The sequence below is a fragment of the Vicinamibacterales bacterium genome (genome assembly GCA_041659285.1).
Lineage (GTDB): Bacteria > Acidobacteriota > Vicinamibacteria > Vicinamibacterales > UBA2999 > 12-FULL-67-14b.
In genome coordinates this window covers 313,557-337,331 of record JBAZYO010000007.1, presented here as the reverse complement: position 1 = coordinate 337,331, position 23,775 = coordinate 313,557, and the positions used below count along the sequence as shown (strand labels likewise).

Annotated in this window: 20 protein-coding genes; 19 read left to right on the top strand and 1 reads right to left on the bottom strand. The window is 69.9% G+C overall.

Going from position 1 to position 23,775, the window contains the following annotated elements; genetic code table 11:
• Window positions 1-48 precede the first annotated feature (48 nt).
• Window positions 49-1,275, top strand: coding sequence for an SGNH/GDSL hydrolase family protein (locus WC815_14050; GenBank protein MFA5909898.1), 1,227 nt, complete (start codon window positions 49-51; stop codon window positions 1,273-1,275).
• Here WC815_14050 and WC815_14045 read toward each other — a convergent pair.
• Window positions 1,272-2,207, bottom strand: a complete 936-nt coding sequence (locus WC815_14045; GenBank protein ID MFA5909897.1) for a Dam family site-specific DNA-(adenine-N6)-methyltransferase — start codon at window positions 2,205-2,207, stop codon at window positions 1,272-1,274. The genes WC815_14050 and WC815_14045 overlap by 4 nt on opposite strands.
• Window positions 2,208-2,273: 66 nt before the next feature.
• Between WC815_14045 and WC815_14040 the strand changes: the two genes are divergently transcribed.
• The 18 genes from WC815_14040 to WC815_13955 all read left to right on the top strand — a co-directional run bounded on the left by WC815_14040 (window position 2,274) and on the right by WC815_13955 (window position 23,767).
• Window positions 2,274-3,572, top strand: coding sequence for a hypothetical protein (locus tag WC815_14040; GenBank protein MFA5909896.1), 1,299 nt, complete (start codon window positions 2,274-2,276; stop codon window positions 3,570-3,572).
• Window positions 3,573-3,619: 47 nt separating this feature from the next.
• Window positions 3,620-5,032, top strand: a complete 1,413-nt coding sequence (locus WC815_14035) for a glycosyltransferase family 39 protein (GenBank protein ID MFA5909895.1) — start codon at window positions 3,620-3,622, stop codon at window positions 5,030-5,032.
• Between the two features lie 55 nt (window positions 5,033-5,087).
• Window positions 5,088-6,095, top strand: coding sequence for an NAD-dependent epimerase/dehydratase family protein (locus WC815_14030; GenBank protein MFA5909894.1), 1,008 nt, complete (start codon window positions 5,088-5,090; stop codon window positions 6,093-6,095).
• A 109-nt stretch (window positions 6,096-6,204) separates the two neighbouring features.
• Window positions 6,205-7,248 (top strand): polysaccharide deacetylase family protein, encoded by a 1,044-nt coding sequence (locus WC815_14025; GenBank protein MFA5909893.1) that lies wholly within the window; start codon window positions 6,205-6,207, stop codon window positions 7,246-7,248.
• Window positions 7,236-8,675: a glycosyltransferase gene (locus WC815_14020; protein MFA5909892.1), complete on the top strand. Its 1,440-nt coding sequence runs from the start codon at window positions 7,236-7,238 to the stop codon at window positions 8,673-8,675. The genes WC815_14025 and WC815_14020 overlap by 13 nt, the downstream gene beginning before the upstream one ends.
• Complete coding sequence (locus WC815_14015) at window positions 8,656-9,915, top strand: hypothetical protein (protein MFA5909891.1); 1,260 nt, start codon at window positions 8,656-8,658, stop codon at window positions 9,913-9,915. Before WC815_14020 ends, WC815_14015 begins: the two co-directional genes overlap by 20 nt.
• Before the next feature lie 74 nt (window positions 9,916-9,989).
• Window positions 9,990-11,279, top strand: coding sequence for an ABC transporter ATP-binding protein (locus tag WC815_14010; protein ID MFA5909890.1), 1,290 nt, complete (start codon window positions 9,990-9,992; stop codon window positions 11,277-11,279).
• On the top strand, window positions 11,194-11,751 hold the full coding sequence (locus WC815_14005) for an ATP-binding cassette domain-containing protein (GenBank protein MFA5909889.1): 558 nt from the start codon (window positions 11,194-11,196) through the stop codon (window positions 11,749-11,751). Before WC815_14010 ends, WC815_14005 begins: the two co-directional genes overlap by 86 nt.
• Window positions 11,744-12,754 carry a glycosyltransferase family A protein gene (locus tag WC815_14000; protein ID MFA5909888.1) on the top strand — a complete coding sequence of 337 codons (1,011 nt, stop codon included), beginning with the start codon at window positions 11,744-11,746 and terminating at the stop codon, window positions 12,752-12,754. Before WC815_14005 ends, WC815_14000 begins: the two co-directional genes overlap by 8 nt.
• Window positions 12,751-13,884: a glycosyltransferase family 2 protein gene (locus WC815_13995; protein MFA5909887.1), complete on the top strand. Its 1,134-nt coding sequence runs from the start codon at window positions 12,751-12,753 to the stop codon at window positions 13,882-13,884. Before WC815_14000 ends, WC815_13995 begins: the two co-directional genes overlap by 4 nt.
• Complete coding sequence (locus WC815_13990) at window positions 13,884-15,014, top strand: NAD-dependent epimerase/dehydratase family protein (GenBank protein ID MFA5909886.1); 1,131 nt, start codon at window positions 13,884-13,886, stop codon at window positions 15,012-15,014. Before WC815_13995 ends, WC815_13990 begins: the two co-directional genes overlap by 1 nt.
• Window positions 15,005-16,912, top strand: a complete 1,908-nt coding sequence (locus tag WC815_13985; protein ID MFA5909885.1) for a glycosyltransferase — start codon at window positions 15,005-15,007, stop codon at window positions 16,910-16,912. Before WC815_13990 ends, WC815_13985 begins: the two co-directional genes overlap by 10 nt.
• Window positions 16,909-18,612, top strand: a complete 1,704-nt coding sequence (locus WC815_13980) for a hypothetical protein (protein ID MFA5909884.1) — start codon at window positions 16,909-16,911, stop codon at window positions 18,610-18,612. The genes WC815_13985 and WC815_13980 overlap by 4 nt, the downstream gene beginning before the upstream one ends.
• Window positions 18,609-20,258 (top strand): hypothetical protein, encoded by a 1,650-nt coding sequence (locus WC815_13975; GenBank protein ID MFA5909883.1) that lies wholly within the window; start codon window positions 18,609-18,611, stop codon window positions 20,256-20,258. Before WC815_13980 ends, WC815_13975 begins: the two co-directional genes overlap by 4 nt.
• The gene (locus WC815_13970; GenBank protein ID MFA5909882.1) at window positions 20,255-21,130 is read left to right on the top strand and encodes an N-acetylneuraminate synthase family protein; all 876 of its coding nucleotides are present in this window, start codon (window positions 20,255-20,257) and stop codon (window positions 21,128-21,130) included. Before WC815_13975 ends, WC815_13970 begins: the two co-directional genes overlap by 4 nt.
• Window positions 21,127-21,969, top strand: a complete 843-nt coding sequence (locus WC815_13965) for a sugar phosphate isomerase/epimerase family protein (GenBank protein ID MFA5909881.1) — start codon at window positions 21,127-21,129, stop codon at window positions 21,967-21,969. The genes WC815_13970 and WC815_13965 overlap by 4 nt, the downstream gene beginning before the upstream one ends.
• Window positions 21,969-23,003 (top strand): Gfo/Idh/MocA family oxidoreductase, encoded by a 1,035-nt coding sequence (locus WC815_13960; protein ID MFA5909880.1) that lies wholly within the window; start codon window positions 21,969-21,971, stop codon window positions 23,001-23,003. Before WC815_13965 ends, WC815_13960 begins: the two co-directional genes overlap by 1 nt.
• Entirely contained in the window at window positions 23,000-23,767 is a 768-nt protein-coding gene (locus WC815_13955; GenBank protein MFA5909879.1) for an acylneuraminate cytidylyltransferase family protein, read from the top strand. Before WC815_13960 ends, WC815_13955 begins: the two co-directional genes overlap by 4 nt.
• Window positions 23,768-23,775 lie beyond the last annotated feature (8 nt).

Genomic DNA, 23,775 nt, shown 5'->3' with positions numbered 1-23,775 from the left:
CCGGCCGCGCCGGCGTTCGATTCCACGATCCTGTGTGGATAATGAGCCATGCCCGCCCCCGCACCCTCGCCAGGCCCCCGCGTCTGGTGGCGGCGATTGGTCCCGGTCGCCGCCATGTTGCTGGCGGTGTTGGCGTGCGAGATCGCGTTGCGGGCCACCAACCAGAGGGACGCCGCGCGGTTCTACCTGCCGGATGCTCAACGCGGGTGGGCGCTGCGACCCAACCAGGAAGGCTGGAGCCGCGAGGAGAATGTCGTCTGGGTCCGGATCAATAGTGATGGCCTGCGCGACCGTGAGCACCCGGCCGCGGCGCCTCCCGGCACCGTGCGCGTGGCCGTGCTCGGCGACTCGTACATGATGGCGGTGAATGTCCCGCAGGAGAAGACGTTCACGTCGTTCCTCGAATCGCGGCTGACGGGGTGCGTTCAAGGCACCGGCCGTGTCGCGGAGGTGATGAACTTCGGTGTCGGCGGCTACGGGACGGCACAGGAACTGCTCACCTACCGCAGTCATGTCACCAACTACCGGCCCGACGTGGTCGTGCTCGCCGTCTACACCAGCAACGATCTTTTCAACAACCACCCCGGCTTGAACGAGTCCAACCACGACCCAACCCCCTATTTCGCCTTGCGCGGCGACATGCTCGTCTTGAACGCGCCGACGGCCGTCGACCCCTATGCCGGCGAGCCCTGGTTTCGCCGGCTGCGCATCGCCGTCACGGAGCGCCTCCGAACCGCGGACTTGCTCTACAGGGGATGGGCCACGCTGCGGCCAGCCGTCAAGGAAGAAGAGGAGGAACTGCGGCCGGATATCGCCGGCGGGCTGGGCTCGGAGGAGATCTACCGGCCACCATCGACCCCCGCCATCGCCGAGGCGTGGCGCGTCACCGAGGCGTTGTTCCTGACGCTGGCGCGCGAGGTCGCCGCGAGCGGCGCCGAGTTCTGGATCGTCACGCTCTCGAATGCCCAACAGGTGCACCCCGAGCTGGCGGCACGGCGGGCGCTGGCGGACGGACTTGGCGTGGACGACCTCTTCTACCCGGATCGCCGCATTCGCGACTTTGCCGCCGCCAACGGGATACCCGCGGTCATGCTCGCCGAGCCCCTTGCCGAATACAGCGCCGCGAGCGGCGCCTTCTTGAACGGTGGTCTTTCTCCAGAGATGCCCGCCGGACAGGGACACTGGAACGTGACAACCAACACCCTGGCCGCCGGCATCGTCGGCGATCGCCTGTGTTCGGGCAGCCCGCACTTTTCGTCCGGGTTGGTTCCTTAGCTGCTCTTCGCCTCGACGGGACGAACGTTCGACACCACGAGTTCTTCGACGGTGCCTCGCCGCTCCGCATTCGAGTTGACGGCCCGGCGGGCAGGGAACCGCCAGGCATGCAGTCCCGCCGCGCGTACGTCCTGGTTGCCCTCGTACAGCCGCGTCACGGCCGGCGCAGTGGAATTGGACAGCAGCACCTGGACCCCGCGCTCGGCGAGAGCGATCAGCACCCGTTGCAGGCGTTCCTGGTCGGCGTCGGCAAACCCACGTCCGGTGTAACCGCGAAAGTTGGCGGTGGCACTCAGCGGTGCGTACGGCGGATCGAAATAGACAAAGTCGCCGGCGACGGCCGTGTCGGCAATCTGGTCGAACGGCGCGTGCTGGACGCGGACGTTGGGCCGTCTCAGGATCGCCGACACCTCCGTCAGCAGCGGCCGATCGACGATCCGCGGCCGATCGTAGCGGCCGGGCGGCACGTTGTACTCGCCCGACGCGTTCTGCCGGAACAACCCGTTGTAGCCGGTGCGATTGAGGTAGATCAGCATCGCGGCGAGATCGGCGCCGTAGGTGCCGATCTCGCTGCCGGCGCCGCGCCACGCCGCGCGGCGTGGGTTGAAGCGCTCGTCGCGCACGCGCAGGTAGTGGGCCCGGCCGCCGGCGGCGTGATCGTGCGCGAGCCGATCGAGTTCGGCCAGCACGAGGTCGAGCGAGTCGCCGATGCGCGCGTAGCAACCAATCAGGTCGGCGTTGTCGTCGCTGAGCGTGATCGCGCGGCCGTCGAGATCGCCGCGGCCCAGCAGGTCGAAGAACACCGCGCCGCTGCCGACGAACGGTTCGAAGTAGCCGCCGAAGGTCGCCGGGTAGTAGCGGCGCAGGACCGGCAACAACTGCCGCTTGCCACCGACCCATTTCAAGAACGGGCGCAGGCCCCGGCGATTCACCCCGACATCTTAGCGTCAGACCACCCGGCGCGCGTCGCCGGCCGTGTTAGAGTCTCGCGCGATCCCATGGCGTCCCCAACGCGCACGCCTGATGCCCTGGCGGTGTGCGCCCTGGCGGCATTGTCCCTGATGTCGGGGGCCCTCGGCGTGGACGACACCGGGCTGTTGACGTACATCAACAACGTCACCGGCGCCACCCCGTTCTTCTGGGCCAACGGCTACTTTCATGTGATTCCCGCCACCGTCGCCTACGCGCTCGGTTACCTGCCGCTGGCGGCTCAAGCCGTTGGTTACCGCGTGGCGGCACTCGCGGCCGTCGCGCTGCTCTATCGCGAGACGAAGCGGCTGCTGGCCGAACCTGGTGGGCAGCACGCCGGCGCGGCCGCGCTACTCGCCGCCTCGATCATGTGCGCGCTGCACGTCATCGACTCCAGCCTGTTCGCGAATCTCACGTGGGTCAATTGGTCGGCCTGCCTGGCCGCGATGGCGTACCTGCTCACCGCCACCACCGTGCCGGCGCGCCTGTCCTGGATCGGATTCTCCGGCGTCGCGGTCGGGTTGTTGACGACGCCCGTTGGCCTGCTGGCGGTGCCGATCCTGCTTCGCGCGGCCGCCGCCCATCATGCGCGGCGGCGTCAGTACGGAGCCCTGGCCGCGATGGTCACGGTCGTCCACGCCGCCCAGGCATGGGGCGGGCAATGGACCCCGGTCTTTTCCCCCACGGGCCGGCGCCTGCTCAGCGAGTTGGGCGGCGACTATCCACACAACGTCGTGATCATGGTGGTGGCGCTGACGACGCTCGGCGGGCTGTGGGCAGCGGCAGTCCGCCGCCGGGCCCGCGGCGAATGGGCCACCGGCGCGAACCGGCCTGAAGTCCGGGCGTGGCTCGCGTATCTTGGCGTCGCGGCCACGGTGCTGTTCCTGTTGGCCCCGGACCGGGAGCCGCAGGGCTACGAACCCCGGTTCGTCCTGGTGCCGGCGTATTGCGCCTTGGTCGCGATAGCGACCGCGGTACTGGAGCGTGGCCGGCCCTCGACTCGTGGCCTGGCGATTGGCGTGTTCGCCGGCCTGATCCTGATGATGACGGTGATTTCAATCCATTGGGACAGGCGGGGCCCCATCGTCCTGTGGCTGCAGAAGTACCAGTTCCTGGCCGAGGCGTCGGTGTTTCGCGAGCGTTGCACCGACGGCCAGGTCATGGTTTTCGAAGACGAGCCGTCAGCGGCCGTTGTGCTGTGCCGCCCGCAAGCCCTTGCCCCGGGCCGTTACCCGATCGTGGAGTTCACGCCCGAGAAGGGCGAATACTCCGCCGGCACGTCGCTCGCGCGACGGCCGTCGATCGACGTGCCGACGCCGCTGTTCTAGCTGTCTACGAACCACGACCGCGGCATACCGTGTCAAAATCCCGCTCGATGCCCGCAGGCGCGCCTCGCCGTCCCGTCGTCAGCGTGTGGCGAGATTGGGTCGTCGTGGCCGCCCTGTTCTGGATCAACGGCCTCGTGCTGCTGAACGCGCTGCTGCACAGTCCGTTCGTCGGCTACGACGCACTCGACCACCTGCGCTACATCGCCGTGCTCGCGGGTGGGCACCTGCCTGGCCCCGACGACACCGCGGAATTCTTTGCCGCGCCGCTCCCGTACGTGCTGCCGGCGCTGCTGCGGGCGTTCGCGACCGATCGTTGGGGCGTGGTCGTCAAGGCCGCGCAGATGCAGAACGTCGTGTGGTCGATCGGCCTGACGTTGATGCTGGTTCGGCTGTGCCAGGTCATCCGGCCCGGCGGGCGAACGTTCACGCGCTGGTCGCTCATGCTGCTGGCCATCACTCCGGTCTATTACAAGATGTTTGCCTTTGTTCGCGGCGAACCTCTCGCGGCGTTCCTCTCGGTGGTGGTGGTCGAACGCCTGTTGACCACGCTCGCGGATCGGCGCGGCCGCGTTCGCGGCTGGGTCCTGCTCGGTGCTGGCATCGGTCTGCTGCTGTTGGCCAAGCAGTGGGGCGCGTTCGTTGCCGTGGCGGCCGTCGCCTACCTCGCGTGGCATGTCGTCGTTGAGCGGGACCGTCGCGCGGAACGGATGCGGGGGTTGGCCACCGTGTCTTTGATCGCGGTGCTGATCTGCGGCTGGTATTACGCGTCGTTGTTTCAGCGCTTTGGATCGATCGCCGCGTTCAACACACCGCCCGGTGAGCGGTGGTCGTTGGCGAACCGGCCCGCGGGCTTCTACTCGGACCTTGGCCTGCCAGACCTGTTCCTGGATCCTGTGCGCGAGACGTTCGCAGTAGGAGAGAGCCAGGCCCTGCTGCCCGTGCTCTACGCCGACTTCTGGGGCGACTACTGGTGCTATTGGGTGGTTCGCGCCCACGATCCCGCCGGTGGCTGGGCGTCAGGCCAGGTCCTGATGGACATTGCCCAGTCGAACCCGGTGGCGAGTAACCGGCAGACGATCGCGCCGTACCTGGGACGGGTGAACGCGGTCGCGCTCGTGCCCACCGCGGTTGTGCTCGCCGGAATCTGGCTCGGCATGACCCGCATGTGGAAGACGCGGCGCCGGAGAGAGGGGGATGGTGATGCGGGCGGCCTCGGCCTCGCCACGATCGTGGTGGTCGTGACGGCCGGTGGATACTTCGCCCTGCTGATCGGTTATCCCGGCCTCGACGTGAAGGCCGGATATCTCCTGCACGCCATTCCGTTCCTGGCCATGCTCGGATCCGCCGCACTCGCGCACCTGGAACGCGCCCGGCCCGTCCTCTATCGGCGGGTTGTCGTGGTGCTGCTGCTGGCCGGCCTCCACAACGCGCCGCTCTACATCACGCGCTACGTGTGGTGACCAGGCCGTCCGCGCCGCGTCCCTGCTCGGTCCGGGCGAAGGGTAGAATTGTTGCATGTCACGTGTGCTGGTGTGCGGGGCCGGCGGCTTCATTGGCGCGCACCTGGTCTCGCGCCTGAAGGCCGACGGCGCCTGGGTCCGCGCCATCGGCCTCAAGCATCCTGAGTTCTCACCGGTTGACGCCGACCAGTTCGTCATCGGCGACCTCCGCGATCCGCGCGTGTGCCGCGAGGTGATCGATCAACCGTTCGACCAGGTCTACCAACTGGCGGCCGAGATGGGCGGCGCCGGCTTCACGTTCACCGGCGATCACGACGCCGCGATCATGTCGCATTCGGCACTCATCAACATCAACGTGGCGCTGGCGTGCGCGCGAGCCCGCGTGCCACGGCTCTTCTTCCCCTCGTCTGCGTGCGTCTACCCGGCGTCGGTGCAACGCGACCCGGCCGACCCGCACTGCGCCGAACCGCTTGCTTATCCGGCGCAACCCGACAGCGAGTACGGTTGGGAAAAGCTCTTTTCCGAACGGCTGTATGCGGCGCATGCGCGCAACGGCAGCTTCGCGGTTCGCATCGCGCGCTTTCACGCCGTGTATGGTCCGCGATGCACCTGGCGCGGCGGCCGCGAGAAAGCGCTCGCCGCACTCTGCCGCAAGGTCGCCGAGGCAGACGACGGCGGCGAGATCGAGATGTGGGGCGACGGCGCGCAAACGCGATCGTTCATGCACGTGGATGACGCGATTGAGGGCGTGCTGCGATTGATGCGTTCAGACTTCGCAGGGCCCGTGAACCTGGGGTCGGAAGAAATGATCAGCATTCGCGCGCTGGCCACCGCCATCATCGAACTGTCGGGGAAGCACCTCAGCATCCGGCCGGTCGCCGGTCCCGAAGGCGTGCGCGGCCGCAACTCCGACAACCGCCTCCTGCGCCAGCAGCTCGGCTGGTCCCCTCGCATGCCCCTCCGCGCCGGATTGGCCACGACCTACTCGTGGATCGCCTCGCAAGTGGAGGCGGCGCGCGCCCAGAAAGGCATCGCCGCGACGGGAGATGCCGGGCTACGATAACGACTGTCCCTCAGCGCCCGAAGCCTTCTCAGTGAACGAATTGCGGAAGAACGTTCGGCGCTGCTGTGACTGAGAGGGCGGAGCTCTGCCCGGTTTTCAAAATCGACGATTGAACATCCCGCCGCGGCCGGCGTGGCGCCGGGCATGGGACGGCGTTCGCCGGCGGCTCGATCGATGGCCGCCCGGCGGCGTGGTGCTGCTGTACCACCGTGTCGCCGAGTTGGATGCCGACCCGCAGCGGCTCGCCGTGACGGCGGCCGCCTTCGAGGCCCACCTCGACATCCTGCGCCGGGGCGCGGCGCCCCTGCCGCTCGCGGAGTTGGTGCGGCGCGCGCACGACGGCTCGCTCCCCGCGCGCGCCGTCGCCATCACCTTTGACGACGGCTACGCCGACAACCTCGCGGTGGCAGCGCCGCTGCTCGATCGGTACGGTGTGCCGGCGACGGTCTTCATTGCCAGCGGGGCGGTCGGTGACGGTCGCGAGTTCTGGTGGGATGCGCTCGAGCGGCTGCTGCTGGCGCCCGGCACCCTGCCGGCGCGCGTGCGCGTGACCATTGCCGGCGAGGTGATCGAACAGGACATGGGGACGGACGCGAGCTACAGCGACGCCGACCGCGCGGCCTGCGCCGGATGGCACGTCGAGGCCGGCGACACGCCCACGCCTCGGCATCAGCTCTATCGCGAACTATGCCGGCGCTTGCGGCGCGTCCCCGGGGACGTCTGCGCAGCGGCGATTGCCGGACTCGCGTCGCAGGCCAGCGCGGCGCCGCCCTCCCGTCGCGCGTTGACACCGGATGAAGTGACGGCGCTCGGCGCCCGCGACGGCATTCAGATCGGTTCGCACACGCATTCGCACCCGTCGCTCGCCTACCTGCGGCACGACGACCAGCGGCGCGAGATCGCCGAGGGACGCCGGCACGTGGAGTCGTGGCGCGGCTCGCCCGCGACCGCGTTCGCGTACCCCTTTGGCGGTAGGAGCGACGTCTCCGATGAGGTCGCGGCCGTCGCGAGAAATGCGGGCCTCGAATTCGCGTGCACGACCGAGCCCGGTCGCGTCCACGCGGGCACGGACCGGTTCCGGGTGCCGCGCGTGCTGGTCCGCAACTGGACGGGGGACGAGTTCGGGGAGCATTGGCGGAGGTGGACGAGTTGACCGCGTCCGCGCGCGCGCTCGCCATCGTGCAGGTCGGCGCCACCGATCACGGCGGCGGGGCCGCCACGGTCGCCGCCGGCCTGATGCGCGGATATGCCGCTCGCGGCCACCAGGTCTGGCACGTCGTGGGACGCAAGGGCACCGGCGATCCGGGCGTGCTGCCGTTGCCGGACGACGACCGCCCGTGGTTCAGCGCCACCGGCTATGTCGCGGTCCAGGTTCGGTTACGGCGGCTGGCGGAGCGCCATCCTAACCGCGGGTTCGGCCTGCTGAGCCGCTCGTTGCGGATGGCCACGCACCCGCGCGCGATCGTCGATCACCTGAACGGGATCGAGGACTTCGCCTTCCCGGCCAGCGCGCGCCTGCTCGATCAGTTCGCCTCAGCGCCGGACGTGGTGCATGCGCATAACCTTCACGGCGGCTACTTCGACCTGCGGGCCCTGGCGCCAATCAGTGCTCGATTGCCGACGGTGCTCACCCTGCATGACATGTGGTTGATGACCGGCCACTGCGCGCATGCGCTGGGCTGCGGCCGCTGGCAAACCGGCTGCGGCCAGTGTCCGGACCTCACGCTCGATCCCCCCATTCGTCGCGACGCGACCGATCGTAATTGGCGCCGCAAGCAGGAGGTGTTTGCGGCCAGTCGCGTTCACCTGGCGGCGCCCTCGCGGTGGCTGCGCGATCAGGTGGGGCGCTCGATGCTGGCCCCGTCCGCCGGCGATGTGCGCGTGATCCCGAACGGCGTTGACACCAGCGTGTTCCGGCCCGCCGACCGCCGGCAGGCGCGCGCCCGCCTCGGCCTGCCGGACGCCTCGACGATCATCCTGCTGACTGCCGGCAGCAGCGGCAGCATGTGGAAAGACGACCGCACGCTGGCTCGGCTGATCGATGGTCTCGCCGCCCGGCGCCGGGCCGAGCCACTCGTGTTCGTGGCCGTGGGACGCGAGTTCGCGGCGCGCTCCCGGCCCGGTGCCGCGATCCGATCGGTCCCGGTCGTCGGCGATCCCCGCGTCATGGCCCAGTACTACCAATCGGCCGACCTCTACCTTCACGCCGCCCGGGCCGACACGTTTCCACTCGCGGTGCTGGAGGCGATGGCGTGCGGCACACCGGTGGTGGCCACCGCGGTCGGCGGCATTCCGGAACAGATTCGGCCGGCCGCGATCGAGGCCGTTCGTGCCGGGCGCCGTGACGGGATCGGCGATGCCACTGGCATGCTGGTGCCTCCCGCCGGTGCCGTCGAGATGACCGACGCGGTGGAGGCGCTGCTGGATTGCGAGCCGGTACGGGTGCGGCTGGGCGAGAACGCCGCGCGCGACGTCGCCAGTCGCTTCACCCTCGACCGCCAGGTCGAGGCCTATCTCGCGTGGTACCGGGATCTTCTCGGGGCGCGCGCGGAAGCGGAACGTGGCGTCGGCATCGCCTAGACTGGCCGCCGCGCCGCGGCGAGGGGGCGCACTGCGCTTCTGGCTGCGGGACATCTGGGGACCGCGTTGGGATCGCGAACGGCGTGCGCTCCTGCTGCAGCACTACCGGTCCCACCTCCAGTCGGGGCCGGTGCCAGCCGAGCACGCCCCTTCGCCCGACCCGGCCGCGATCGCGGGCCAGCGGCAGTTTTCGGATCACTACCGCCGCCGCGTCGAGAGCGTCCAGCACGGCGCGGCCTCGGCGCGGCCGGTGCGCCTGACGTATCGTCCGATCGGCAAGAACATCCGCCTGGTGGGCACCGCGATCCGTCACCACGTTGACCTTGGCTGTGCCACCGAGATCATGTCCGACGGACCGCCGACCGAGGTGGCGGCCCTCGCCTCCGAAGGGCGGACTTGGAGCCCATGGCTGTGGAGCCGTACGGGAAACCCAACCGACGCCGCGCGTTGCGCCAGCGCGGCGGACGGCTGGCGCGAGTTCTTCGCCCAGCCATCGCGGACCGCGGCTGACGGTTGGTCGCCGATGGCGCCGCCACCGCGATGGCGCGGCCCCGGCTGCGGCGCCTTCACGCCGGCGCGGCTCGAACGCACGCTCAAGCTCGCCGTGGCCACGCGCTACGCGTTCACGCCGACCGCGGACCTCGAGGCGCAACTGGTTGAGTGGAAGCGCGCCGCGGGCTGGCCGGCGGCGGGGGTTCCGGTGCTCGGCATGCACGTGCGCCGCAGTGACGCGGCCAGCACCGAGCCGGACGCGCCGCTCCGGTCCAACCGGCGGTCGTTCGGGATGTCGCAATACCTCGATGCGGCCGACACGCTGTGCACGGCCTACGGCATCCGCCACATCTTTCTGGCGACCGAATCGAGCGTGGAGGTGGCCCGCGCCGCGGCCCTCCGGCCGCAGTACACCTTCCTCACCGTGGCGCACGATCGCGCGTTGTTTCCGGACATCACCGTGAACGGGCAGTACATCGAAGAGCGCGCGTTGGCGCGGCCCGAGATCGCGCGCCCGTTGGCGCTCAGCGCGATTCGTGACCTGCAACTGTTCGCCGATTGCCAGGCGTTCGTCGGGGCCTTCAACTCGGAGTTCAGCCTGCTGGCGTGGTTGCTGGCCGTCGGCGGGCAGGGCCACCTTGTCCCGCACATCAGCCTGAGCCGGCCGGCGGCCGGGATTCACCTGCATCCGCACGACGCGCTGCTGAACTTGAACAACAACTGCCCGCTGGAGCTGTACCACTGGTAACCGGATCGCCGCGCGAGGGTCAGGCGCGCCGGGCCGCGCGGCTGCCGCACAGTGCCCGGGCGCTGCTGGGCGAGATGATCCGCACCTCGCCGCGGGAAGCCGCCGGCGCCGCCGTGCTCCTGCTCCTGCTGACGGCCACCGAAGGCGCCGGCGTGCTGCTGCTGGCGCCCCTGCTCGAGCTGGTCGGCGCGGTCGAGGAGAATCCGCTCCCGCGTGCGGGCGGGTGGATCACGTCCGGCCTCGGGGCCATTGGTGTGGCGCCGACGCTGGGAGCCGTGCTCCTGCTGTTTGTCGCGATCACCGCCGTGCGCGCGGTGGTTCAGCGCGCGCAATCCGTGCTCACCACATCGCTGCGCGAGAACCTCGCGGAGGCGTTGCGCCTCCGGGTCTACAAGGCCATGGTCGGAGCCGAGTGGCGCTTCCTGGTGACCCGCACTCCGTCCGACTTCATGCACGTCATCATCACCGAGGTGGGTCGCGTCGGCGTGGCCGCCGGCAACCTGATGGATCTGCTGGTGGCGCTGGTGGTGGCGGCGGTGTACTTCGCTCTCGCGCTCCGGCTCTCGCCCGAGATGGCGGTGCTCGTGCTGGTGAGCGCCGTCGTGCTGGGCTGGTTCGTGCGCGGCCCGCTCGATCAGGCGCGCACACTCAGCACGACGGCGGCGCGCCAGCGGCAGCGGCTGCATCGGGCCATCGTCGAACACGTCGGCGGCGTCAAGGTGTCCAAGAGCTACGCCGTGACCGCCCGGCACGAAGACGTCGTGGTGCGACTGGCGGGCGACTCGAAAGCGGTGACCCTGCAGGCGGCGGCCAGCGACGCCGACTTCCACCGCATGCTGGAGCTGGGGTCCACCATCCTCCTGGCGTTCATCGTCTACGCTTCGTCCGCGCTGCTCAACGAGCCGGCGGCGTTGTTGCTCGTGATGCTGTTCATCTTCGCGCGGCTGATGCCCCGGCTGGTCGCGGTCTACCGGCATCTCCAGGCGCTGGCGTCGACGCTGCCGGTGTTCGAGATCGTGAGGCAACTCGAGCGCGACTGCCTTGCGGCCGCGGAGCCTCGCGTCGATTCGCCGGCGGACGTCACGCTGACCGGCAGCGTGCGGTTCGATCGCGTGTCGTTCTCGTACCTGGGCCGCGAGACACCGGCGGTGGCCGATCTTGATCTCGAAATCAAGGCCGGCGACACGACGGCCATTGTCGGCGCGTCGGGTTCCGGGAAGAGCACGGTGGCCGACCTGTTGCTGGGGGCTGCTGTCGCCGACGTCCGGCCGGATCCTGGTGGACGGCCAGCCGTTGACGCGCGACGGCATGGCGTCGTGGCGCGGGCAGACCAGTTACGTGCCGCAGGAGACGTTTCTCTATGACGACACGGTGCGCGCCAACCTGCGGTGGGCACGCCCCGAAGCCACCGACGACGAGATTTGGGACGCCCTCCGGCTGGCGGCGGCCGATGCGTTCGTGTCGGGCCTGCCCGCCGGCCTCGACACCCTGGTTGGCGCCGGCGGCGTCCTGATCTCGGGCGGCGAGCGCCAGCGGCTGGCGATTGCCCGCGCCTTATTGCGGCGGCCGCGCATCCTCGTGCTCGACGAGGCGACCAACTCACTCGACACCGAGAACGAGCAGCGCATCCAGAAGGCGATCGACGCGATTCACCACCGGACCACGATCGTGGTCATCACGCATCGCCTCTCGACCATCAGGCACGCCGACATGATTCTGGTGATGGAAGGCGGAAAGGTAGTGCGATCGGGAACGTGGGACGCCCTGCAACTGGAGCGCGACAGCCGGTTGGCGGAGCCGCCGCCCCCGGCGCCGCTGGCGGGTGCCAATGCCTGACACCGCCCTGCGGGCGCTGCCACGGCGGGCGTGGCGGCGGTTGACGGCCCTGTTCAGCCGCCGCGAGCGGCTGATCGCACGCGTGCGCGCCGACAAGGCGGCGCGGGCGGTCAGCCCGCACACCCACAGCGAGCGTCCGCGGCTCTCCCTGATCCTGCTGTCGTTCAATCATCGCGACAACATCGCGGCGATCGCCGCGGGACTGCGCCGGACCATCGCCGAGGAACTGATCGTGTGCGACGACGGTTCGGTCGATGGCTCCGAGCGCGAGTGGCAACGCCTGCTGTCGCGGCCGAACGACTTCCTCATCCGGTCGAACGACGTGCACGACAGCCGCGCCTACAACCGCGCCGTCGGCCTGGCGCGGGGCGAAGTGGTCTGCCTCCTCCAGGACGATGACATTCCGCCCGATTCGGGCGCGTGGGCGGCGCAGGCCCTCGACTTGTTCGACCGCTACCCGCGCCTGGCGGTGCTCGGCGGCCACCAGGGCTGGCAGCTCGACTTGTCGGCGCCGTCCGACAAGGTGCAGGCGCGCGAGGTGTTCGGGTACCGCGAAGCGCGTAAGTGGACCTACGCCAAGGACATCCCGTTTCGCGACGCCGCCTCCGGGTTGCCCTTAATGTTCGTGCAGGGTGTCAGTATCGGGCCGATCTTCTACCGGCGCGACGTCTACCTGTCGCTCGGCGGCTTCAGTCTCGACTACAGCCGCCCCGGCGAGGTCGGCATGCTGGTCGATCACGAGTTGTCGCTCAGAGCCTGGCTGGCGGGCCATCACGTCGCGCTCTTCGGCCCGGTGCCATTCCGGCGGTACGTCGGCGGTCAAGGCACCCTGATGTTCGGCCAGGCCACTCGCGAGCGAAACCTCGCGCACAGCTTCGCCATGATTCAGCGGCAGCATGGCGACCGCGCGCCGGCGATCGACGCGATGGTGGACGCGCTCAATCAGTCACTGGCCCAGGGCGCCGCCGTCGGCGGCGGCACCGGCCAGCAGATGGACCCATGATCGAGTGCCGTCCCGGACTCGTGTCAACCATCATCCCGGTCCGCAACCGGCCGGTGCTGCTGGTGGCGGCCGTCGAGAGCGTGCTCGCGCAGACCTACCGGCCGATCGAAGCCATCATTGTTGACGACGGCTCCAGCGACGACACGACGGCGGTGGGGCAGGCGCTGGCCGCGGCGCATCCGGATGAAGTGCGCTTCGCGCGCACCGCCGCGATCGGCGTCGCCTCGGCGCGCAACACCGGACTCGAGGCCGCGAGCGGTGAGTTCATCCAGTTCCTCGATTCCGACGACCTGTTGATGCCCGACAAGTTCGCGCGGCAGGTCGGCGGGCTGCGCGACCATCCGGATTGCGGCATCTCGTATTGCCTGACGCGCGAGTACCCGCTGGGCGGCGAGTGGTCGGGACTTCCCGCCAGGGGGACCGGCGAGAGCCGCGCGCGGTTGTTTCCGCACTTGCTGATGGGCAGGGTCTGGGCGGCGCCGTCGCCGCTCTACCGGCGGGACGTGGTCGAAGCCAACGGCCCCTTCCGCGAGCTGGCCATCTACGAGGATTGGGAATTCGAGGGCCGCGCGGCATCGCGGAATGTGCGGCTGCACCACTGCCGTGCCTACCTCGCCGACAAGCGCGACATCCACCACCTGACCGGCGAGCGCAAGGGCGGCGTGCCTCCCCACACCCTGACTGACTACGCGTGGATTCACGAGCGCATGCACGGCTACGCGCTCGCTGCCGGGGTCGCGGCCGCCGACCTCGATCGCTACGCCGCGAAGCTGGCCAGGGCCGCCACCAGCTGCGCCGCCGCCGGACTCGAGGCGGAAGCCGGCCGGCTCATCGATCTCGCCCTGCGCTCGGCCGTCAGTCCGTGGCGGCGGGCGCGCCTGCAGTGTTACGCCGGCCTGGCGAACCGCGTTGGCTGGGCTCGAGCCGGCCGGTGGGCGTCGCGCGCGGCTTCCTCTCCGGTGGCGGCGGTGTGGCGGCGGACGCGGGAACGGCCGGCGGCGTTCCGGCAGCGTTGGCAGCACCGCCTGTCGGCGGCGTGGGCCACGGTGTCGGGCCGCCCGCTATCCACCTGGCCGCACCTGTTGGCGTCCGGGTGGGCAAACCGGCAGTCACGCCCGCGGTTGCGCTGATGAAGATCCTGATCACAGGCGGGGCGGGTTTCATCGGCCGATCGCTGCTTCACGCGTTGCCTCCCGGCGACGACGTGGTGGTGATCGACTCGCTCGTGCCCGACGTGCACGGACCGGCCGCGGCGTTCCCGCCGGATGTCGCCGCTCGCGCCCGGTGCGTCCGCTGCGACCTTCACGACGTGGACGCCTGGCGGGAAGCGGCCGAAGGCGCGCAAGTGCTCGTTCACCTCGCCGCGCTGACGGGCACCGGGCAGGGGATGTACCAACAGCAGCGCTACATCGACGCCAACGCCGGCGCGACGGTCTGCCTGTGCGAGGGCCTGGCGTCGCTCCGCTCGCGGCCCGCGCGCGTGATCCTGGCGTCGAGCCGAGCGGTGTACGGCGAGGGACCGTATCGCGATGGTGACCGCTTGCTGTATCCGGGAGCGCGGCGCGAGGCGGACCTGGCAGCCGGCCGCTGGGAGTTCGAGAACGCGGCGGGCGAGCCTCTCGAGCCGGTGCCCGCGGATGAAGCGGCGGCGGTGCGGCCGGTCTCGATCTACGGGCTGACCAAGCTGTGGCAGGAACAGGCGCTCCAGATGGCGGCCGCGACCCACGACCTCGAGTTGCTGGTGCTGCGGTTCCAGAATGTCTACGGCCCGCTGCAGCAGCCGGCGAACCCGTACACCGGCATCGTCGCCAACTTTGCCACCGGCATGCTGGCCAACGGGAGCGTCGACCTGTTCGAAGACGGCGAGATGTCCCGTGACTTCGTCTACATCGCCGACGTGGTGGGAGCGCTGGTGTCGGGGATCAGCCACCCGGGTCGCTGGCAACACACCTTGAACGTCGGCACCGGCTGCCGCACGACCCTGCGCGAGATGGCCCTGCGGCTGGCCGCGATCGCCGGGGTGTCGCCCACGCTCGCCGCCTCCGGACGCTACCGCGTCGGCGACATCCGGCATGCGTCGGCGGACCTGCGGGCCTATGGCGCGATGTTCGGAGCGTGGCACCCCACCTCACTCACCGAGGGGCTGGCGGCGTATGTCGCCTGGTACCGGGAGCAACCGCCGATTGACGCGGCGGCCGGGCACGCCCTGACGGAACTGGCACGGCACGGCGTGCTGCGGACGGGTCGCGCATGCCGGTGAAGGTCAGCGTCATCGTTCCCAACTACAACTACGCGTCCTACCTGGACGAGCGGTTGCGGTCGCTGCTCGACCAGACGCTTGGTGACTTCGAGCTGCTGGTGCTGGACGATGCCTCAACGGATGGCAGCCGGGCGGTGATTGAGAAGTACGCGGGGGATCCGCGGATCCGCGCCGTGTGGTTCGACACCCGCTCGGGATCCGCGTACCAGCGCTGGAACGATGGCGCTGCGATGGCGCACGGCGAGTACCTGTACTTCGCGGGCGCGGACGACTCGTGCGAGCCGGCGCTGCTCGCGGTGCTGGCCGGCGTGCTGGACGCGAACCCGCCGGTTGGGCTCGCCTACTGCCGCTCCCGGATCATCGACGCCGGCGGCACGCCGCAATCGGTCAGCCCTTCTCACCCGCGATGGGACCGGGACTTCATCACTACCGCAGCAATCGAGCTGCCGTTCCTCCTGGATCAGAAGACCATTCCGACCGCGAGCGCCGTCCTGCTCCGGCGCTCGCTGCTCGATCGCTGCGGCGGGTTTGACACCACGTTCCGCCTCGCCGCCGACCACATGCTCTGGGCCCGCATGCTGCGCGAGGCCGATGTCGCCTACGTGGCGCAACCGCTCAATCGCTTTCGCAGCCATGACCGCACCGTCCGCGCGAGCGCGCCTCGTTCGGTGACCGTGCGGGAGCGATATCGGCTCTATGGGTTCGTGCTCGACGCCTTCGACGTCGATGCCGTGGCGCGGGAGGCCCTTCGCGAGCGGCTGGCGCGCAACTGGGCCGAGTGCCTGGCGCAGGACCGCGCGGAAGGCCGGGCGGCGCGGCATCGCGCTGTGTACCAGGCCGCGAAGCAAATGGACCCGGCGGCCGGGCGCCGCCTGGTGAGGCTGCTGACCGAACGGACGTTGGGCGTGCGCCTTCGCGGACCAGTGGCCATTGCCCGTTACGCCGGGCGCCGCACCCGCGAGGCATGGGACCTGCTCAAGGGCCGGCACATCCTGTGGCGCTACTCACGGCACTACCGGCGGGCGCAGCGGGCGTTTCGCCGCGCCCATCCCGCGGCCGCGCCGAACGCCGGCCGCATTCACGACCTCGGCGTGATTGTCAGCCGGCCCGGAGACGCGTCGGCGCCGCTGCCGCTGGCGGCGTCGCACGGTGATGTGGTCAGCCGCGTCGCCGCCGCCGCCGATGCGGCGCTCGGCATCACCGCGCAGTGCCAGTTCGTTCCGCCGTTGGGCGCGGCGATGCCGGGACCGCGCACCGAGGCCCAACCTGAAGTGATCAATCGCCAGGTGATCGCGATCCAGCTGCTGGATCCGCTGTCGCTCGACGGCCTGCCGGAACTCTGCGAACCGTTGATGGACGAGATCGAGCGGCGCTTCTACGGTTCGTTCGTCGTGGTCGACAAGGTCTACGTCTATCGCAGCCCGATCAGCGAGCAGACGCCGGACGCATCGTGGCTGTGGCATTACGACAACCATCCCCGCGAGGTGATCAAGGTGATGGTGTACCTGACCGACGTGAACGAGGGCACGGCGCCGTTCGAGTTCGTGCGCGAGCGGGGCTCCGGGCGTCCGGCGTACGGGGCGCCACTGGCGCCGCTCCACTGGAAGAGCCGCGTGCCGTCCGCCGAGGTCGAGCGCTATCTTGCCAACGGATACGAGCGGCACGCCGTGACCGGACCTCGCGGCACCGTCGTGATGTTCGACGACAACGTGATTCATCGCGCCACGCTGGCGCGGACCTCGCACCGCGACGTCCTGGTCTTCCAGGTGCGGCCGGCCACCTTCCGCGCCGAGCCGCGCCTCGACGCGCGGTGGACGGGGTCGTTCCTGCACCAGTACGTGAACCGCGATCCGTCCGACCTGAGACCGCATCCCAAGCGGCGTCCGGGAGCCGCGTGACCCGCCGCGACCAGCTCAAGGCGGCGTTACGGACGGTCGGTCTTGACCGCGTGATCAGCCGCGCGCGCTACCTCGGCCGCCTGGCGCTCAACGCGGAGTTCCGCCGGTTCGAGCGCAGGAACCGGGAGGAGTACCGGGCGTGGCACCGGGCCTACGCCCCGGTCCTGGGGCCGTCGCTGCTGGCGCCCGGGCCGGCGCGGCGCGCGCTTCTCGTCACCAAGGGCACCATCAAGGGCGCGGAGGTGGAATCGGGACTGGTGAAGGGCCTGGAACTCGGCGGCTTCACACCGGTGGTGCTCACCGACAAGCAGTTCGCGAAGTACTTCCGGATGGCGGGCGTCGGCGAGTTCGTGCACTGGGAGCAGTTCACCCACGCCGAGCCGCGGCGCGAGGCCGCCGCGGTGGTGGCGCGGGCTCACTGCGTCGAAGACGTGATCGGGTTCGAGTACCTTGGCGCTCGCGTCGCCCGCTTCGCGCTGTCGACGACGTTTCGATCGCTGCGAGCCGGCCGGCTCGACTTCACGCAGGAGCTGACCCGCCGCACGTTGCTCGATCACCTGGCCGCCGGCATGGCCCGCGCCGCCGCCGCCCACCGCATCGTCGATCGCGTGCGGCCCGAGGTCGTCATCTTCATGGGCAATCGCTACACCGGTCACGGCGAGATGATGGACGTATGCGTCGAGCGCGGGATCGATGTGCTGACGTGGTTCGACGCCCATCGCAGCAGCGCGTTGATCCTGAAGCGCTACCACAAAGGCAACCGCGATCAGCATCACGCGTCGCTCTCGGATGAGTCGTGGGCGAAGATGACGGCGGCGCGCTGGTCCGATGAGGAGCGCGCGGCGCTTCGCGCCGAACTCGCCGACAGTTATGCCGCCGGCGACTGGTACAGCCGGGGCGGCACGCAGATCAACAAGTCGATTGTCACCGCTCCGGAGCTGCGCGCGCGGCTGGGCCTCGATCCGGCAAAGCCCACCGCCGTGATCTTTCCGCATGTGATCTGGGACGCCACGCTGTTCTGGGGCACCGACCTGTTCGGCAACTACGAGGATTGGCTGGTCGAGACCGTGCGCGCCGCGTGCGCCAACACCGCGCTCAACTGGGTGATCAAGATTCACCCGGTGCACGTGGCCAAGAACGCGATGGAACGGTTCAGCGGGGAGGCCGGCGAACTGGTGGCGCTGCGGACCCGGATCGGCGCGCTGCCCCCGCACGTGACCATCGTTCCTCCCGGCACCGACATCAACACGTTCTCACTGTTCGGCGTGATGGACTACTGTTTGACGGTGCGCGGCACCATCGGCATCGAGGCGGCGAGCTTTGGAATCCGCGTGCTGACGGCCGGGACCGGGCGCTACGACCACCGCGGCTTCACCACCGATTCCTCGACGCGGGAGGAGTATCTCGACCGGCTGGCGCGGCTCCACACGATGCCGGCGATGAGCGCCGCGGAACGCACCCTGGCCGAGCGCTACGCCTACGGCGCATTCCTGCTGCGCCCGCTGCCGCTGTCGAGCGTCGTGATCGAGCACGAGCGTGACATCGAGGCGACCATGCGCGTGCGCGTCACCGCGCGCAGCAGCGAGGAACTCAAGGCCGCGCCGGATCTGCGGGCCTTCGGGGCGTGGGCCGCGGAGGGCGCGCAGGAAGACTTCCTGTGGCGGCAGCCGGTCGCCGACCAGATGGGCCAGTTGGCGTGAGCGGTTTCGCCCGCGACACCGTCGAGCGCATCCAGAACCGGCTGGTGTCGTCGATGCACAAGCGGCGCCTCGAGCGCGAGTTTCGCGCGCTGATCGAGTCGGCGCCGCCGCGCGCCGGCCGCGGCGACGCCGGCCCCAAGGTCGCGGTGGCGACGTTTGGCAGCGGCTGCTGGCACCTGGTCCTGGAAATCCTGCTGGCCCACGCCCTCGAGCGCCGCGGCGCGCGCGCCGAGCTGCTGTTATGCGATCTGCCGGAACTGCCGATCTGCGATGAGCGGACGGTGTTCACGCGGCGCGGCGACCGCTGCCCCGGCTGCATCGACGACAAGCGGGGCATTCTCGAGTCATGCGGGCTGCCGTGGCGCGGGGTGCGCTCGCTGGTCACCGCCGACGCCCAGGTGCGGGCCCACGCCACCGTGAGGCAGGTGGCCGACGCCGACCTCGAGGCCTTTGTGTTCAACGGCTGGCCGGTCGGAAGCTGGCTGCACGTCTCGGGCTGTCACTTCCTGCGCCGCGACGCGCGCGGCGACGCGCCGGACCACGTCGCCGTGCGCCGCCGGCTCCTGGTCAGCGCGCTGGTCATCGTCGAAGCCGTCGAGCGCTGGCTGGACGAGGTGAAGCCCGACGTCGTGATTGCCGAGAGCGGCGCCCACTTCATGTGGCGCATCGCCTCGGAGCTGGCGCAGGCGCGGGGCGTGCGCGTGGTGTGCCGCGAGATGGGGAAGGGCGGATGGGATCGCCACATCTACGCGATCAATCGCGACTGCATGGACCCCGACCTCGAAAACCTCTGGCGGCAGGCTCGCGGCCAACCGCTGACGGCGGCCGAAGAGGCCGACGTCGATGCGTTTCTGGCCGACCTCCCGGCGCGGACCTACGACGATCGACCACCGGCCGCCACCGCCACCGCGGCGGTCGATCTGCGCGCCGAGTTGGGAATCAGCCCCGCGTCGAAGGTCGCCGTGGCGTTCACCAACGTGACGTGGGACCTGGCCACGGCCGGCCGTGACGTCGCGTTCTCCGGCGTGTTCGACTGGCTGCGCGAGACCATTGGCACCCTCGCCCGGCACCCCGAGGTGCGCCTGATCGTGCGGGCGCACCCGGCCGAAGCCCGCGTCACCACCGGCGAGCGCATTCTCGATCAAATCCGGCAGGCGTGGCCCGCCGGGCTGCCGGGCGTGATCCTGCTCGAGCCGGAGCAGCCGATTTCTGCGGCGGCGCTGTGCGGGGCCGCCGACCTGGTGCTCGCCTACAACAGCACCGCCGGCCTCGAGTCGGTGATTCGCGGCCGCACCACGGTGGTTTGCGGCAATCCGCACTATCGTGGCAAGGGCTTCACAGTAGACATCGATTCTCGCCGCGCGTATGCCGACTGGCTCGACACCTGGGCGGCCGGCAACCGCGCGGTCGCCGACCCTGGCGCGATCGCGCTGGCGCGGCAATACTTTCACCTGTTCTTCTTGCGCTACCACGTGCCCATGACCTGGACGACCAGCCCCCTCGAACCGCCCTACCGGCTCGTGCTGCGCACGATGGCCGACCTCGAGCCTGGCCGAAACCCGGCGCTCGACGTGGTCTGCGACGGCATCCTCAACGGCCCGCCAATCGTCTTGCCGCGCGGGTTCCGCACCGAGGCGCTGGCATGACGACGGTGACCATCGGCGGGCGCGCGGTCGGACCGGGCCAGACGGCCTGGATCGTGGCGGAGATCGGCATCAACCACAACGGCAGCGTGGAGCTGGCGACGCAGCTGATTGCGGCCGCCGCCGCCGCCGGCTGTCACGCGGTGAAGTTCCAGAAGCGGACCGTCGAGCGCGTCTACTCGGCCGAGGCGCTGGCCGAGCCCCGCGAGAGCCCGTTCGGCGCCACCAACGGCGACCTGAAACGGGGGCTCGAGTTCGGCCACGACGACTACCTCGCGATTGATGCGGCGTGCCGCGCGGCGGGGCTGCCGTGGTTTGCGTCGTGCTGGGACGAGGCGTCGGTGGACTTCATCGAGCGCTTCGACCCGCCCTGCTACAAGATCGCATCGCCGTCGCTCACCGACCATGCGTTGCTCGAACGCCATCGCCGCACCGGCCGGCCGCTGTTGCTCTCCACCGGCATGAGCACGCTCGAAGAGATCGACGCCGCGGTGGCGATCCTGTCGCGCGACCAACTCGTGCTGATGCACTGCACCAGCACCTACCCGAGCCGGACCGCGGAACTCAACCTCCGGATGATTCCCGTCCTGCAGCAGCGATACCGCGTGCCGGTCGGCTATTCCGGGCACGAAGTCGGCCTCACCACCACGGTGGCCGCGGTGGTCGTGGGCGCGGCGGTGGTCGAACGCCACCTCACACTGGACCGCGCCATGTGGGGGAGCGATCAGGCGGCATCGGTCGAGCCGCAGGGGTTCACGCGCCTCGTCAAAGACATCCACGCGGTGGAACTGGCACTTGGTGACGGTGTCAAGCGGGTCTACGCGAGCGAGGTGGCGACCATGCGGAAGCTGCGCCGCGTCGGCCTCAAGCCGTGAACATCATCGGCATCCTCCAGGGCCGGCTGTCACGCCCTCCGGCCGCCCGGCTTCAGGCGTTCCCCGCGGCGAGCTGGCGCGATGAGTTTGCGGCGGCGCGCGCGTGCGGCTTTGGCGGCATCGAGTGGCTCGTGACCGGCGATGGCCTCGACGACAATCCGATCTGGACCGATCGCGGCATGGCCGAGATTCGTGCCCTGGCCGCCGAACACGAGATCCGGCTGACCTCGCTCTGCGCCGACTGCTTCATCGATCGGCCGTTCGTGCGCGTTACCGCGGCCGAGCGACAACAGCACGGCATCCTGCTGACGCGGCTGATCGAGCGAAGTGCCAAGGCCGGCATCGGCGTGGTGCTGGTCCCCGTACTGGAGGGGGGAGCGATTCTCACCGAGGCGGAAGCCGACGAGTTGCTCGGCGCGCTCGGTGAACCGCTCGCGGCCGCCGCGCGGCTCGGCATCCGCGTCGGGTTGGAGAGCGACTGGCCGGGTGAACCCCTGAGACGCCTGATCGATCGGGCAAGCTCGCCGGCCTTGGCGGCGTACTACGATGTCGGCAACGCCACGTCGATGGGCCACGACCCGGCGGGCGATCTGCGGGCGCTCGGTCCAGTGCTGTGCGGCGTGCACATCAAGGATCGCACGCGCGGTGGCGGCAGTGTCGCGCTCGGCCAGGGCGACGCCGACTTTCCGCGCTTCTTCGCCGCCCTCGCTGCGGCCGGTTACGCCGGAGCCGTGATCCTGGAAACTCCTGCCGGCCCGGATCCGGTCGCGATGGCGCGCCGCAACCTGGCGCACCTGCGGGGCCACCTGCCGCCGCCGCTGTCGCGCGCCGCATCCTGATGAAGGTCCTGATTGCCGGGCTTGGCAGCGTCGGCCAGCGGCACGCGCGCAACTTGCGCGCGTCGTGCGGGGCCGGCGTCGAAATCCTGGCGTATCGCGTGCGCGGACTCCCGCAGGTGATCACCGACACGATGACGATCGACGACACCGTCACGGTGGAAGCCGCCTGCGGCATCCGCTCGTTCGCGAGTCTGGACGAAGCCCTGGCGGAGCGTCCTGACGCGGTCATGATCTGCAACCCGAACAGTCTGCACCTGCAGACCGCCATGGCGGCCGCCCACGCCGGTTGTCACCTGTTCATCGAGAAGCCGCTCTCGCACACTGGGGACGGCGTCGATGACCTGATCGCCGTCGTCGAACGGCAACGGCTGGTGGCGACGGTCGGCTATCAACTGCGTTGTCACCCGGCGCTGGCGCGGGCACGCGCGCTGCTGTGCCAGGGCGCGATTGGCCCGCTGCGATCGGTGCGCGCGGAGTTTGGCGAGTACCTGCCATTGGCGCATCCGTATGAGGACTACCGGCAATCGTATGCCGCCCGCGCCGACCTGGGTGGCGGCGTCATCCTCTGCTACATCCACGAGTTCGATTACCTCACCTGGTGGTTCGGCCTGCCGCAACGCGTGACAACCACCGGCGGCCGCCTGGGCCAGCTGGAGATCGACGTCGAAGACACGGCAATCACGGTCATGGACTACCGGTTCGCGGATCGGGACGTCATCGTGGAACTGCACCTGAGCTTTCTCACGAGGCCGGCGGCGCGGACCTGCCGGATCGAGGGTGATCACGGCGTGATCGAGGTGGACCTCAATGCCCCCTCGCTGACGATGACCACCGCGGCGGGCGCGGTCGAGCGGCAGACCTTCGACGGTTTCAAGCGGAACCAGTTGTTCGTGGACGAGCTCTCGCACTTCATGACCGCCATGGCCGGCGGCCACGCGCCGATGGTGCCGCTGCGCGAGGCGGCGCGGAGCCTGCGGGTGGCGCTCGCCGCGCGCGAGTCGCTGGCCCTCGGCCAGGCGGTGACGCTATCGTGACGGCATCGGCCCGGCGGCCCGAGATCCTGGCGATCATTCCCGCCCGCGGCGGCTCGAAGAGCATTCCGCGCAAGAACCTGATGATGCTCGCCGGCCAGCCGTTGATTGCCTACTCGATCGAGCAGGCGCGGGCGTCGCGGCACATCACCCGCACCATCGTCTCAACCGATGACGACGAAATCGCGCGGGTCGCGCGCGCGCACGGCGCGGAGGTCCCGTTCATGCGGCCGGCGGCGCTGGCCCAGGATCTGTCAACGGACCTGGAGGTGTTTCGCCACGCGCTGGAGACCCTGCGCGATGCCGAGGGCTACGCCTGCGACCTGGTCGTGCACCTGCGTCCGACCGGTCCGGTCAGGCGCGCGGCACGCGTGGACGAGGCCATCGACCTGATGCTCCGGCATGGCGCCGCGGATTCGCTGCGGTCGGTGACGGCCCCGTCGCAGACCCCGTACAAGATGTGGCGAGTCGTCGGCGGACTGCTCGAACCGGTCATTCCCGTCGAGAGCGGGGAGCCCTACTGCCTGCCGCGCCAGTCGCTGCCGGAGGTCTACTGGCAGAACGGCTACGTGGACATTGTCCGGCCGCACGTCGTGCTCGAACAGGGGATGATGTGCGGGCGGCGGATCCTGCCGTTCGTGATGCACGAGCCGGTCTACGAATTGGACTATCCCGAGAACATCGCGCGCGTCGAGGCCGCGCTGGCGGCCCTGCAGCGCGGTAATCCGGACGGCGAACCGCCGTACGACATCCGCCATCCGGTGTGAGCCTGATC